General features: G+C 32.8%; 11 protein-coding genes. 7 read left to right on the plus strand and 4 right to left on the minus strand.

The features are described from left to right. Positions 1–46 precede the first annotated feature (46 nt). Positions 47–2,191 carry a DNA topoisomerase III gene (topB, locus tag B5P40_RS01305; protein ID WP_113708726.1) on the plus strand — a complete coding sequence of 715 codons (2,145 nt, stop codon included), beginning with the start codon at positions 47–49 and terminating at the stop codon, positions 2,189–2,191. A 440-nt stretch (positions 2,192–2,631) separates the two neighbouring features. Here the strand turns inward: topB and B5P40_RS01310 are convergent, their stop codons facing one another. Beyond that, positions 2,632–3,300, minus strand: coding sequence for a YczE/YyaS/YitT family protein (locus B5P40_RS01310; RefSeq protein WP_033708127.1), 669 nt, complete (start codon positions 3,298–3,300; stop codon positions 2,632–2,634). 138 nt (positions 3,301–3,438) lie between these two features. On the opposite strand from B5P40_RS01310, the gene B5P40_RS01315 reads away from it, so the two are divergent. Together B5P40_RS01315 and B5P40_RS01320 are read left to right on the plus strand one after the other, a co-directional pair. Next, entirely contained in the window at positions 3,439–4,314 is an 876-nt protein-coding gene (locus tag B5P40_RS01315) for a LysR family transcriptional regulator (protein WP_000347551.1), read from the plus strand. Between the two features lie 710 nt (positions 4,315–5,024). After that, positions 5,025–6,272, plus strand: coding sequence for a DUF4153 domain-containing protein (locus B5P40_RS01320; RefSeq protein WP_002126853.1), 1,248 nt, complete (start codon positions 5,025–5,027; stop codon positions 6,270–6,272). Positions 6,273–6,397: 125 nt separating this feature from the next. On the opposite strand, the gene B5P40_RS01325 is transcribed toward B5P40_RS01320, so the two are convergent. Next, entirely contained in the window at positions 6,398–7,363 is a 966-nt protein-coding gene (locus B5P40_RS01325) for an arsenic resistance protein (protein ID WP_002189223.1), read from the minus strand. Between the two features lie 312 nt (positions 7,364–7,675). On the opposite strand from B5P40_RS01325, the gene B5P40_RS01330 reads away from it, so the two are divergent. From B5P40_RS01330 to B5P40_RS01340, 3 genes are all read left to right on the plus strand, one after another. After that, positions 7,676–8,368 carry an FMN-dependent NADH-azoreductase gene (locus tag B5P40_RS01330; protein ID WP_002165961.1) on the plus strand — a complete coding sequence of 231 codons (693 nt, stop codon included), beginning with the start codon at positions 7,676–7,678 and terminating at the stop codon, positions 8,366–8,368. Between the two features lie 237 nt (positions 8,369–8,605). Further along, entirely contained in the window at positions 8,606–9,964 is a 1,359-nt protein-coding gene (gene brnQ / locus B5P40_RS01335) for a branched-chain amino acid transport system II carrier protein (RefSeq protein WP_002189226.1), read from the plus strand. A gap of 86 nt (positions 9,965–10,050) precedes the next feature. Next, positions 10,051–10,470 carry a VOC family protein gene (locus B5P40_RS01340; protein ID WP_002126861.1) on the plus strand — a complete coding sequence of 140 codons (420 nt, stop codon included), beginning with the start codon at positions 10,051–10,053 and terminating at the stop codon, positions 10,468–10,470. Positions 10,471–10,551: 81 nt separating this feature from the next. On the opposite strand, the gene B5P40_RS01345 is transcribed toward B5P40_RS01340, so the two are convergent. Both B5P40_RS01345 and B5P40_RS01350 read right to left on the minus strand, forming a co-directional pair. Then, complete coding sequence (locus tag B5P40_RS01345) at positions 10,552–11,391, minus strand: dimethylarginine dimethylaminohydrolase family protein (RefSeq protein WP_002189227.1); 840 nt, start codon at positions 11,389–11,391, stop codon at positions 10,552–10,554. A gap of 201 nt (positions 11,392–11,592) precedes the next feature. Next, a complete protein-coding gene (locus B5P40_RS01350) occupies positions 11,593–12,312 on the minus strand; it encodes a 4'-phosphopantetheinyl transferase family protein (protein ID WP_002193101.1) in 720 nt (239 codons plus the stop codon). A 325-nt stretch (positions 12,313–12,637) separates the two neighbouring features. On the opposite strand from B5P40_RS01350, the gene B5P40_RS01355 reads away from it, so the two are divergent. Next, on the plus strand, positions 12,638–13,669 hold the full coding sequence (locus tag B5P40_RS01355; protein ID WP_002189229.1) for a serine hydrolase domain-containing protein: 1,032 nt from the start codon (positions 12,638–12,640) through the stop codon (positions 13,667–13,669). The last annotated feature ends 206 nt before the right edge of the window (positions 13,670–13,875 follow it).

Raw genomic sequence — 13,875 nt, forward strand, 5'->3', positions numbered from 1 at the left:
GATAGACAATGAAAGTAACACTGGAATACAGATAGGGAGTTAGAAGATGAAATTAATTATTGCCGAGAAACCAGATCAAGGTTTGGCTCTTGTTTCACAGTTTAAATATCGCCGGAAAGATGGGTATTTAGAAGTAGAAGCAAATGAGTTATTTCCAAATGGAGCGTACTGTACATGGGCAATTGGTCATTTGACGCAGTTATGTAATCCAGAACATTATCACGCTGAGTGGAAGAAATGGTCACTTAATACATTGCCGATGATTCCAGAGCGTTTTCAATTTGAGGTAACAAAGTCAAAGTATAAGCAATTTAACGTTGTGAAACAGCAGTTACATAATCCACAGGTAACAGAAATTATTCACGCGGGCGATGCTGGGCGTGAAGGGGAACTGATTGTAAGAAATATTATTAATCTTTGCAACGTGCAAAAGCCAATGAAGCGTCTTTGGATTTCATCTTTAACGAAGCAAGCTATTTATCAAGGATTTAAAAACTTACTAGATGAAGCAGATACGATTAATACGTATTACGAAGCATATACAAGATCTTGCGCTGACTGGGTCGTTGGTATGAATGCATCGCGTGTCTTTAGTATTTTGCTAAAGAAAAAAGGAATGAATGATGTGTTTTCCGCTGGTCGTGTACAAACACCAACATTAGCACTCATTGTAAAGCGTGAAAAAGAAATAGAGAACTTTAAGTCAGAGCCGTTTTGGGAAGTGTTCGCAACCTTTAATATAGAAGGAAAGAAATATGAGGGGAAATGGGAGAAAGATAATGAGTCCCGCTTAAATGACCCTGATTTGGCAAATAAAATTGCAGCGTTTTGTCAAAACAAACCGGCTGTAGTAAAAGAAATGAAAACGGAGCGTAAAGAGTTTCAGCCGCCGTTTTTATTTAATTTATCAGCACTGCAAGCGACAGCGAATAAAGCCTTTAAATTTTCACCAAAAAAGACACTTGATATAACGCAAGCACTATATCAAAAAGGGATTGTCTCTTACCCTCGTTCGGATTCTAACTATGTTACACAAGGAGAGGCAGCGACGTTCCCTGATATTTTACAGAAGTTAAGTCAGTTTGATGAATATAAAGGTTTATTGCCAGCACCAATTGAATCGATTATGAATAATAAGCGTTATGTGAATGAAAAGAAAGTTACAGATCACTACGCAATTATACCGACAGAGCAAGTTACAAATCCAAGCAAACTATCAGGTGATGAAAAGAAAATTTACGATATGATCGTAAGAAGGCTGATTGCGGCGCATTATGAAGTAGCAATCTTTGATTACACAACGATTACAACTCTTGTAGACGAACGTGCTGCGTTCATTTCGAAAGGAAAACAGCAAATTCAAGAAGGTTGGCGTAAAGTTATTTTCCAAGACGATAAAGATGACGAAACGATTCTTCCAATTGTAGCTGAAGGTGAACAAGGAAAAGTTGTAAAGGTGAAAGTGAAAGAAGGAAAAACACAGCCACCGAAACGTTATACAGAAGGACAACTCATTACGTTAATGAAAACGGCCGGTAAGTATTTAGAAAATGAAGAGCTTGAGAAAGTATTGAAGAAAACAGAAGGTTTAGGTACTGAGGCCACTCGTGCTGGTATTATTACAATGCTGAAAGACCGTAAATATATAGATGTACAGAAAAACCAAGTGTACGCAACCGATAAAGGGAAAGTATTAATTACAGCAATCGGTGATAAAATACTAGCTTCACCAGAAATGACAGCAAAATGGGAGCAACGCCTTGCGGAAATTGGAGAAGGTACAGCTTCACCAGCGACATTTATGGAGCAAACGAAAAAGCTATCAGCTAAAATTATTGAAGATGCGGTAGAAATGTCGGAGAAATGGGATTTCACCGGATTACATGTTGAATCGATTGAACGAAAAGGATCGAAATTTACAACAGGTAAAAAGGTCGGGAACTGTAAAAAATGCGATGGCGATGTTATTGATAAGTCGACGTTTTACGGTTGTTCTAACTACAATACAACACAATGTGACTTTACCATCTCGAAGAAGATTTTAAGCAAAGCTATTTCGCAAAAAAACATGACGAAACTATTAAAAGGTGAGAAGACCGATTTAATTAAAGGCTTTAAAAAAGGCGAGAAAACGTTTGATGCGAAGTTAGAGTGGAAAGATAATAAGATTAATTTTGTGTTTGAGAATTAAGTGGTTTCAACAAATGAAAAAGCTCTTTCTCGAGTAAAATGTGCTGTATTAGGTTTGAAAATATAGATAGAAAAGAAAAAGCATGACAATTTTATGTCATGCTTTTTTATTTTATAATTACAGAGTTTTGTATACTAGCACTAAAATTTATTTGAAATAATTGTTTGAAAAGATGGTATGAAATAGTGTTAAGTAGCAATAAAGTCTTTTAAAATATAAAAAAGTTGTTTAAAGATCCTTCTTTAACTAAACGGCAGGTTAGTTTTAATACAATATTTGTTTTATCATTTAACCAAAGTGATAGAAGGTCAAAGAAAAGGCAGTAATAAAGAAGGGCCATTCCTAATGTGGACTGGCACTTGGTAAGGTGTAAAATTCATTATTTGATTTCGGCTGAGGAATTTGATTCATCTATTTTTCCTGTACTTTATTATGATTCCTTAGACAGCCTTTTCTGTTTTAAATACCCATTGTTGGAGAGGTGGTTGATAATACGGTATCATCCACCCTAAAATTTTGCCGATAAAATAGGCGGCAATTAGTGTGCCGATTCCGATTGAGCCTAATGATTGAATGAAAACTATACAGATTGCACCAGCCACACAAATGTTTATTAAATCGCTCAAAATTTTTGCTTTACCGAATTTTAAATTAAATTTTTCACTAATTGCATAAGTTAACGCATCATACGGCATTAATGGCAGTTTCGCTGTTGTATAGCCCATTAAACCGACCGCTATAACAAATAAACTAACAATCAAATATACACTTCGAGCAAGGAGAGTTTCAGGTGCAGGGAAAAGTTGTACAAGGAAGAGCGTTGCATCCATGAAAAAACCAAATAAAAACGAAATAATGAATTGACTCACAAATTCATTTAACTCCATTCGTTTACTTAATATCACTTGAATAATAATGTATAAAACATTTGCAAGCGCCATTGTCACACCAACCGATAAACCAATCGTTAGCGTACTTGCATATGCTAATGATGACACAGGCGATACACCAAATCCTGCTTGAATCGACATGCTAATGCCAATCGACATAAAAAATAACCCGAGCACGTATAAGATGATGCGCTTCAAGGTTCTACTCCAATGATTCATAGTATCTCTCACTTTCTAGTTAATATTATCAATATAAAGACTATAGCTATAGAATTAAATATAACGCTAAATTCGACATATGAAAAATATATATATGATAAACTAATTATATCAAAAAACATATGACGGAGAGATACAATGGATTTCAGGCAATTATATTACTTTAAAGAAATTGTGAAACAAGGAAGCATTTCTAAGGCAGCAGAAGTGCTCCATATCGCGCAGCCCCCACTTAGCCAATTATTAAAAAAGCTTGAAACTGATCTTGGCACAACTTTAATTCATCGATATCGTCAAAAATGGGAGCTTACAGCAACAGGTGAAATACTATACCAATATGCCAATCAAATGTTAATGCAAATTCAAGATGTAAAGCAGCAAATTCAAGAAATTGAACAAGGTATAGGCGGAACAGTAAGTATCGGTGTATCGTCTACATGTTCGAATATGCTCATTGACTATGTTAGTACGTTTAGAACACAATACCCTAATGTCAAAATAAAAATAGTAACTGGAAATTCAGAAGAATTATTAAAAAGACTAGAACAAAGAGAAATTGATGTTGCCTTACTTTTACGATTGGGCAATAGTGAACAATATGAGATGAAAATATTAAAAAAACAACCAACCGCTGTGATTATTCCATCAAGTTGGGCAACATCGTTTTCATCACAGCATGTGACGATTGAACAGATTGCCCAGTTTCCATTCATTATGCTAGGAGCAATGGAAGGACTCTCCTTCAATGAAGACCTTTTCAAAGTATTTGATGAACATCAAGTCAAGCCAAATATCATTATCGAGTGTAAAGATATAAGGATGGTTGTAGCACTTGTTAGTAGAGGACTAGGATTATCCGTTATTCCAAGAATGGATTACACATCATCATTTTTAGAACATACAACGCTTTTTGAATTGAAACAATTTGATTTTCAGTTAGAGCCTGTAATAGTAAAATTAAAAGACCAAAGAATTTCCAAAGTAGCATCTCAATTTTGGGAAATGGTTGATTAGGAGATATGAACAAAGCAAAAATAGCCTTCAATTAAGTAATAAAGACATCTTACGAAAAATTGAGCCGGGATAAAAAGTTCTTTACTTGAGGAAGTTTAAAAACGGACTGTAGCTATATAAATAAAAGGTAAAAAGTTCTTTACTAATTTGAAAAACGCAGTAATTAGATTACTTATTAGTAAAGAACTTTTTATACAAGGACATAAGTGGTTTCAACAAATGAAAAAGCTCTTTCCCGAGTAAAATGTGCTGTATTAGGTTTGAAAATATAGATAGAAAAGAAAAAGCATGACAATTTTATGTCATGCTTTTTTATTTTATAATTACAGAGTTTTGTATACTAGCACTAAAATTTATTTGAAATAATTGTTTGGAAAGGTGTTATTAAATTGGGCGTTTATATCATTTTGATCATTTCTTTTATATAAAGGAAAAATAAGGAATTAGAAAATAAAAACAAGCAATGAAGAGAACAGCTGAAAGTAGCTTACACCGATGTTTATAAAAAGTTATAGAGCATTTCTTTGAATGAGGAATGCTTTTTGTTTTTGCTTGGAATAAAAATATACAACAAAAATACTATCTAAAATAATAAAAATTTATTGCGAAACGATAAAATTTATATTAAAATCAAAATCAGAATAAATAAGTGTGGTGCTTTTTATGGAAAAGGTAACAACGTTATTTTTAAAATTAGAGGAGGTATAAATATGGAGGTTAACAATGTGATAATTGAAAATATGGATAACCCTCATGAGTTGGAGAGAATGTATAGAAAAGACCCGAAAGCTTTTAAAAAGTCATTCTCACAAGCATGGGATGAAAACCCTGATTCTCAGGTTCTTGGTGCTTGGTATGAAAGATTGCATTTCAAGGAGACGGCAAATACAGAAAAACCTTCATTGTTTCAAAAAGGTTTCTTATTCATGGGCATTTTAGCTATTCTGGCAGGGCTAAGCACCAGGGTAATCTTCCATTTTGTCGAGCAGGAAGCAATTGCTCCAATTAACTTGGCTTTTGGTGTAATTCCCTTTATTGCTGCTTATTTTATTTACAATAATACTCCGAAAAAAAGTATTATTTATTTCCTTGCAGCATTGTTCCTAATTGCCGGGGTGTATCTTAATATGTTGCCATTAAATTATAAAGACAGCAGTATCCTTGCGTATTTACATCTTCCTATATTCTTATGGGTCTTAGTAGGGCTTGCGTTTACAGGAAATGAATATTCAAAAGGAAGTACGAGATTAGCTTATATTAAATTTAATTTGGAATATTGTATTCTCTACGCCAGCATGGCAGTGAGCGGAATGGTACTAGCAGCATTAACCATGCAGTTATTTAGGTTTGTTGACTTGAATATAGAAGACTTCTATTTTAGTAATGTTATTTTATTTGGTGCTGCCGCTCTCGCTATTGTGGCTGCATACTTGGCATCAATGAATCTTAAACTTGCTAAGAATATTACACCATACATATCTAAAATTTTTAGTCCTCTCGTCTTGATCACATTGTTGATTTATCTTATAACGGTTATATGGGTCGGGAAAAATCCGTTCTTGGACCGCAATTTCCTAATGGCCTTCAACGGAATACTCCTTGGTGTATTGGCTGTTACCATATTTTCCATTGTTGAGAGTGAATCAGACGAGAAAAAGAACATTTCAGATTATATCAATTTTGCCTTAATTGTTCTTGCGCTTATTATTGACACTGTAGCTTTGTCAGCCATCGTATTCAGACTTTCTTCTTACGGGATTACACCTAATAGACTTGCTGTCTTAGGAGTAAACATACTGATCTGGGCAAATCTAATTTGGATTATGTTTTCCTATATGCGTTTTCTACAAAACAAATCAGGACCGACAGCTATCCAAGATGCCGTTACGAAGTATTTGCCAATTTACGGACTTTGGGCAGCTTTCGTTATATTTACTTTCCCTATAATTTTTAATTAGAAAGACTTTGTTAACGTAACGACAAGCTAATTTTCTATAACGTATAAAATCCTTAGAGCCGATAAGTATCGTTACTTCTATACTTTCTCGACAATAAAAAAACGTCCCAAAGTAGGACGTTTTTTTTATGTGTATTGCTGTTTTTTCTTAATAAGTAATAACACTTGTGACACACACGCTAGTACTGGTAGTTCTATTAACGGTCCAATCACTAATGCAAGCGGGATAAGAGGCTCGTCTGGAAAAGCAGTCACAGCAATTGCGAGTGCAACAGGCGAGTTTCTCGCTAATGTTGTTAAGCTTAGGCTTACAGTGTCTTCATAGGATAAATGCATCATACGTCCTACAAACTGTCCTAGTATAAAGTTAATTATGAAGAACAGTAATACTGGTATAAGTAACAATAAAACAACATTCATATTTTGTAATAAGTACTTACCTTGTGAGGCAAACATCGCTACTATTGCTAAACTTAAAAATACAATTTGAGCAGAGCTGAAAAACGGAATGAGTTTATTCTCAAGTGTTTCAGCTTTTTTCATTTTATGCATAATGAATTTTGTAGCGTGCGCAAGTAAAAATGGTAAGACGATTACGATAACAATACTTTCTACTAAAATAGAAACCGCTACAGTCTTCATTACACCAGCAAATAAAAATAAATAAATTGGAAGAAGTAGTACTTGCAAAATTAAATTTACAGGCAAAATTGCAGTAGAAAGTGCTACATTTCCTTTCGCTATTTCAGTAAAGATTAAGTACCAATCTGTACACGGAGTAACCATTAACATAATAAAGCCGACCCAAAGTGCTGGGTGATCTGAAAGAAATAACGCGCCTAATCCCCAAGCAAGAAAAGGTGTCCATATAAAGTTAATACCTAGGCTTGTTCCAGCGAATTTTAAGTTACGGAAGCCATTTTTTATATCATTTAATGGGATGCTGAGGAATAATCCGTAAAGCATTAAAAATAAGAAGGGGACAATAAATTTTTCTGAATGCATATGTATCATATTAAATTGTCCTAATATAACCCCGAATATAACAGCTGCAAGAATGATAAAGGTTTGAATCTTTTCTAAAGTACTCATTAATAAATCCTCTCTATAGATGAATTTCTCTCTCTAGTTGTATTATACAAGGGATTTCACTTATGTGTTTTCGAATTTATCATTTCGAATGAGGAAATATATTTCTTTGTTATTTTTAATCCGAGACATTTTTCTTTTTGAGAAGTTACTTGACTAAAGTAAGTAGGTGTATTACAATCACTTACATAAGGTAATTAAATAACAAAAAGTTTTGATTTACTTAGGTTAAGGTATCAATTGGAACTTTTTATTAGAATAAGAATTTTTATGATGATGAATAATGAATATGATAAGAAAGTTTAGGTGAAGAAAATGGGATTATTTAGCTCATTGTTTGGTAAAAAAGAAGAAAATACAAAAGTAGAGGGGAATAAAACAATGTCAAAAGTATTATTTGTAAAAGCAAACGATCGTCCAGCGGAGCAAGCAATTAGTTCAAAAATGTATGAAACATTTGTAAGTGCTTATAAGGAAGCAAATCCGAATACAGAAATTACGGAGTTAGATTTATTCGCATTAGATCTTCCGTATTACGGAAATATTGCTATTTCAGGTGGATATAAACGTAGTCAAGGAATGGAGATAACAGCTGAAGAAGAGAAGGCAGTTGCTACAGTGGATAAGTACTTAAACCAGTTTTTAGAAGCTGAAAAAGTAGTATTTGCATTCCCATTATGGAACTTTACAGTACCAGCACCATTAATCACGTATATTTCATATCTTTCTCAAGCGGGAAAAACGTTTAAATATACAGCGAACGGTCCAGAAGGTTTAGTTGGTGATAAGAAAGTAGTTGTTTTAGGTGCTCGTGGTTCAGATTACTCTTCTGAACAAATGGCTCCTATGGAAATGGCTGTTAATTACGTTACAAACGTACTTGGGTTCTGGGGAATTGCAAATCCAGAGACAGTTGTAATTGAAGGACACAATCAATATCCAGATCGTTCACAGCAAATTGTTGAAGAAGGTTTAGATAACGTTAAGAAAGTAGCGGCGAAATTTTAATTAATGATAGTAAATGTAAAACCAACATGGATGACCATGTTGGTTTTTTAGTCTAATTTCCATGTTAAAAAATGTATATTCATAAAATGAATGAAAAGTTTGAAAATAGTATTGCAAAATATTATATAACAAACTATAATGAGTTCAAGAATAGTTGATACTTAAATTAAATATTCAGAAAATTCAATTAGTTAAAATTGGAAAATGAAATAAGGAAATTTGAATGGGGGTTATATTATGGCGAATAAAGTACCGTTTTCGTTCATAGTAGTTATCGGATTAATGTTATTTGCACTATTTTTTGGAGCAGGAAATTTAATATTCCCAGCGATGCTTGGTCAATCGGCAGGAGAGAATGTATGGATTGCTAACGCTGGATTTTTAGTAACAGGAGTAGGTTTACCATTACTAGGTGTATTAGCATTTGGTTTTTCAGGTAAAGATGATTTACAGTCATTAGCAAGTCGTGCTCACCCAGTGTTTGGGATTGTATTTACAACAGTTTTATACTTAGCAATCGGTCCGTTATTTGCAATACCAAGAACGGGAAATGTTTCTTATGAAATTGGTCTTAAGCCGTTTATGCCAGAGGGATTAGGTTCTACACCGTTAATTCTTTTTACAATTATATTCTTTAGTATTACTTGTTTTTTTTCGCTAAATCCTGCGAAAATTGTCGATATTGTTGGAAAAATCTTAACCCCAATTAAATTAACATTCATCGGTATTTTAGTAATTGTTGCTTTTATTCATCCGATTGGAGAAATGCAAGCACCAGTTGAAGGGTATACATCACATGCATTTTTCAAAGGATTCCAAGAAGGATACTTAACAATGGACACGCTTGCATCGTTCGTATTTGGGATCATCATTATTAATGCAATTAAAGAAAAAGGTGCGAAAACGAAAACACAAATTATGGTTGTTTGTGCAAAAGCAACACTGATTGCTGCATCTATTTTAGCAATTATTTATACAGCTCTTTCTTATATGGGAGCTTCAAGCGTTGCGAAGCTTGGACATTTAGAAAACGGCGGAGAAGTATTAGCAAAAGTTTCTAACTACTATTTCGGATCATATGGCGGGGTATTATTAGGGTTAATGATTACAGTTGCTTGTTTAACAACAAGTGTGGGACTTGTATCAGCGTGTTCTTCATTTTTCCATAAGTTATTCCCAAATGTTCCTTACAAAGCAATCGCAATCACGCTATGTGTATTTAGTGCAATTGTTGCAAATGTTGGATTAACGCAATTAATTGCAGTTTCTGTGCCAGTATTAACAGCAATTTATCCACTAGCAATCGTGCTGATTTTCTTAACATTCTTCCACTCGTTATTCAAAGGTAGAGCTGAAGTTTATCAAGTGAGCTTAATCGTAACATTTATCATCAGCTTATTCGATGGATTAAGTGCAGCTGGAGTTAACATTGAAGTAGTAAGCCAAGTGTTCACTAAATTCCTTCCGATGCAGGAAGTAGGATTAGGCTGGATCTTCCCAGCGATTATCGGTGGATTTATCGGCTATGGTATTAGCGTTGTAAAAACGAAAAATGGAGTTCGCCCAGCAGCTAGTGCGAATAAGAAAATAAGTTAAATGAAAAAAGTTATAGAATTTGATTCTATAACTTTTTTTGTTACTATTGATAAGAATAGAAAAAATAAAGTAATAGGGGAAATAAAATGAAAAAAACAATTGACCATATCGGGATCGCAGTTCGTGATATAGATAGTACGATACAGTTTTATGAAAAGGTTTTATCAGGAACTTTAATAGATCGATACGTAAGTGAAGCACCTGGTGTTGAAAGCGAAGTAGCTATTCTTGAAGTTGATGGTGATAGAATCGAATTACTTGCGCCAACGAATAATACGACTTCTCCAATAGCACGATTTATAAAGCAAAAAGGGAAAGGTGTCCATCATGTTGCGTATCGTGTAGACGATTTAGATGTAGCTTTAGAAGAATTAAAGGAACAAGGGATTCGAACGTTAGAACATACGCTTCGAATTAATAAACATGGTAGACGATTAATTTATCTTAACCCAGCGGATACAGAGGGAACAATCATTGAGTACTGTGATTATCCGGAAGAGAAGTAAAGGAAGTTTATCCTTGAGAAAAGGTGTTACGTAATAACGTAACACCTTTATAATGTGAGCTTTTAATTTTTAGTTTTTTAATCATCCCCTTTGTAGAGGAAGAGTGCAGCAGCGAAAAGATCCGCCAGATTTTATAATTTCTCCAAAGTCGATTTCAATAACCTCATAACCTCTAAGTCTCAGCTCTTTATTTGTTGTAGTATTAATGGGTAAACTAATCATCTTTTTATTGCCTAAAGATAATACATTGGTGGCTAAAGTAAATTGCTCTTTTTTAGATACTTCTATTAAATTATAACGATCTGATAACATTTTTAATGTACTATTACTAAATGCATGTGGATATATTAAGGCTTCTTCCTTTGAAATGATATTAAAAACACAATCTAAATGTAAAAAATCTTTGGAAAAAGGAACAGGAATTATTTTATAGTGTGTGAGAAACTGTTGAAGTTTTTTTACAGAGTTAAATAACGTTCGATTGCTCACGCCAATATATACAATATCTTGATCGATAATGACGTCACCACCTTCTATATGACTATTAATACAATCTATATAAGCAATATCTTGTTCTGACAATATTTTTTTGAAAATTCGCTCTTCCCCTTTACGAACTTCATTTTTCATGTTAGAAATAAAAACTGTTTCTCCTATGGTAAAGCCGACATCCCTTGTGAAAACTTGTTCGGGAAAGCGGACTTTAGGAGGTAGCATTAGAGTGTGTATTCTATTTTCTTTAAGTATATCAATAAATTTTGAATATTGTTCTCTTGCCAGATTTACATTAAAGCCTAAATTGATAAAATATTTTTGGGTCTTGTTTATACCACTAGAAATATTCATATATAATGGTTCACATAGTATAACTTTTTTTAACGTACTATATTCACTTGAGCAATATGACTTTAATATACTCATTCTTATAATCCTCCAATATAGGTGATTTTTAAATTGTTATACAATGATTGAAGCTTAAAATATTTTTGAATGCAGAAGATAAAACGTAATAATATAGGAACTTAAAAAAGATTGAGTTTATAATAATTACAGTGATTATTTTCTGTTTTTTCAGTCATTTTAAATGTTGGATGTATTTTTTCTCTAAAAAACGTAAAATAATTATAGGAACTCAGAACAGTCTAGTATCTTTATAGACGAATTGTTTATCTGTTCCCAATCTGTATAACAAACCGCGATAGTGTAATTTTGCTCTAACCGATTTAGGCAGAAATAGAATTGACTAAAATCGGAATTAGTGTTCCGTAAGGTTATTTTATTTTGGGACCAATCGTCCATATTGAAGCCAAAACTATCTAATGGATATAGAAGTCCTTTTCCAATTGCTTTAACAAATGATTCTTTTAGAGTCCAAATATCAAAGAAAAACGATAACTGTCTATCGTGAGGAATATACTGAAAATAGTCAATTTCTTCTTGAGTAAAGCATAGTTCGGTTACGGAAAGATCTATAGGTTGAATTTTTTCAATGTCTACACCAATTCGTCCAGTTGAAGCAAGTCCACATATAATCCATTCTTCAGAATGAGATAAATTAAAATCCCCCTTCCAACCATGATATTTATTTAAAAAAGGGCGGCCTGTTCGATCTCTTTTAATAGAGATAGTATCTGCAGGTATGAGCAATAATCTTTGCAAACGTTTTCTGATGCATAGATGAGCTAATAATGTTCTTTGTTGATCTTCTAATTTATGAAATCTTAAAATTCTTTCCCTTTCATTTTTAGGTAATTCTGTGAGTTTCAGCTCTATGTCTTTGTAGGGTAGTAAAATTCCTAATTTAACTGCAATAATTTCTAAGTAACTATCAATTTTTTTCATAATGACCTCACTAACAATATAAATAATAGTCTCAAGAGAATTTAAATGTATAATTAATTTTATTATTTATCAACTACCATTAAGTTATAGAGAGCGATATAAGATTTATTGAGAAATCATGTGAATTATATTAAGTGTTATTGTATAGCTATTTTGAAGAAATGAACAAACTTATGTTTTATTTTTTTTTTGAAGTCAATTCAATTATTAAAAAAGTTTCTCAAGTTTTGTTATGTATTTTAGATTGCTTTGAAAATTAAATGAAGTTACAATTAACCCTGTTTAATAGTTGGAAAAATCAGAAAAATAAAAGGGGATTGGGTAAGTGATAATTTCTGGAGAAATAAAAGAATTTATAAAGAATTATGATGATAAATTACCATTCTCAGGTGCGATTTTAATTCAAAATAAAAAAAAGATCTTTGAAGATGGATTTGGATATGCGAATAGAAGTGAACAAATTTTTAATACATCACGTACTCGGTTTGGTATGGCTTCTGGGTGTAAAATTTTTACTGCAGTTGCAATATGTCAATTAGTTGAAAAGGGTGTTTTAACTTTTGATACTTGTTTGAAAGAGTGTTTAGAAGACTCATTCCCAAATTTTTATGAAGGTATTACAATTCATCATTTATTAACTCATACTTCGGGCATACCAGATTATTTTGATGAAGAAGAAATGGATGATTTTGAAGATTTATGGAAGGATACCCCAATGTATTCTATTAAATCTCCTGCAGATTTTCTGCCTATGTTTCAAAATTATCATATGAAGTTTAATCCTGGAAGTAAATTTTCTTATAGTAATGCAGGTTATATTTTACTTGGGTTGATTGTAGAAAAATTGACAGGGATGAAGTTTGCAGAATATGTAAAAGAGAATATATTTCAGGTTTGCGGCATGTCAGATTCAGGATATTTCCGGATGGATCAACTGCCGGAACGAACTGCACTTGGATATATAGATAATAAAGATGATAACACTTGGAGAACTAATATCTATTCGGTCCCTATAGTTGGTGGGCCAGATGGAGGGGCTTTTACAACAGTTTTAGATTTAGGAGAATTTTGGAATGGATTATTTAATGGGAAACTCCTAAATAAAGAGTACACTAATCAGTTGTTAACTCCTTATGTGAAAAATAATAGTTTACATTATGGATATGGTGTTTGGATTTCAATGGAAAATGATGAGATTCTCAAATATTTTGTATTTGGATTTGATCCAGGTGTGAGGGTTCATTCATCTGTAAATGCAAAGTCTAAGATGCAATTCCATATTATGTCTAATGTGGAACGAAATGTAGTTCCTATTAAAAGTGGGATTGATAAATTAATTTCTGAAAAAAAGATTTAGTTTTTGAGATTCATGGATGTTTTTTGATACCTACAAAATAAAAAAGGATATGAATATTTAACTAAGAGTTAATATGCTTATAAAAACTGTTGGATTGTTCGCTTTAAATGATTAATTAGAGTATAAATTTTGAGAGCCTAAGGGTGTTTGTTAAGGATTTAAATGAAGGATTCCTGATATAAATCAACAGCATTAATTTCTATATA

The sequence above is a fragment of the Bacillus sp. SRB_8 genome (assembly GCF_003264205.1).
Taxonomy (GTDB): Bacteria; Bacillota; Bacilli; order Bacillales; family Bacillaceae_G; genus Bacillus_A; species Bacillus_A mycoides.

What these genes read in the sequence shown, in the direction of transcription:
- topB (WP_113708726.1), top strand. Translation starts at nt 47, where the DNA reads ATGAAATTAATTATTGCCGAGAAACCAGATCAAGGTTTGGCTCTTGTT.
- B5P40_RS01310 (WP_033708127.1), bottom strand. Translation starts at nt 3,300, where the DNA reads ATGAATCATTGGAGTAGAACCTTGAAGCGCATCATCTTATACGTGCTC.
- B5P40_RS01315 (WP_000347551.1), top strand. Translation starts at nt 3,439, where the DNA reads ATGGATTTCAGGCAATTATATTACTTTAAAGAAATTGTGAAACAAGGA.
- B5P40_RS01320 (WP_002126853.1), top strand. Translation starts at nt 5,025, where the DNA reads ATGGAGGTTAACAATGTGATAATTGAAAATATGGATAACCCTCATGAG.
- B5P40_RS01325 (WP_002189223.1), bottom strand. Translation starts at nt 7,363, where the DNA reads ATGAGTACTTTAGAAAAGATTCAAACCTTTATCATTCTTGCAGCTGTT.
- B5P40_RS01330 (WP_002165961.1), top strand. Translation starts at nt 7,676, where the DNA reads ATGGGATTATTTAGCTCATTGTTTGGTAAAAAAGAAGAAAATACAAAA.
- brnQ (WP_002189226.1), top strand. Translation starts at nt 8,606, where the DNA reads ATGGCGAATAAAGTACCGTTTTCGTTCATAGTAGTTATCGGATTAATG.
- B5P40_RS01340 (WP_002126861.1), top strand. Translation starts at nt 10,051, where the DNA reads ATGAAAAAAACAATTGACCATATCGGGATCGCAGTTCGTGATATAGAT.
- B5P40_RS01345 (WP_002189227.1), bottom strand. Translation starts at nt 11,391, where the DNA reads ATGAGTATATTAAAGTCATATTGCTCAAGTGAATATAGTACGTTAAAA.
- B5P40_RS01350 (WP_002193101.1), bottom strand. Translation starts at nt 12,312, where the DNA reads ATGAAAAAAATTGATAGTTACTTAGAAATTATTGCAGTTAAATTAGGA.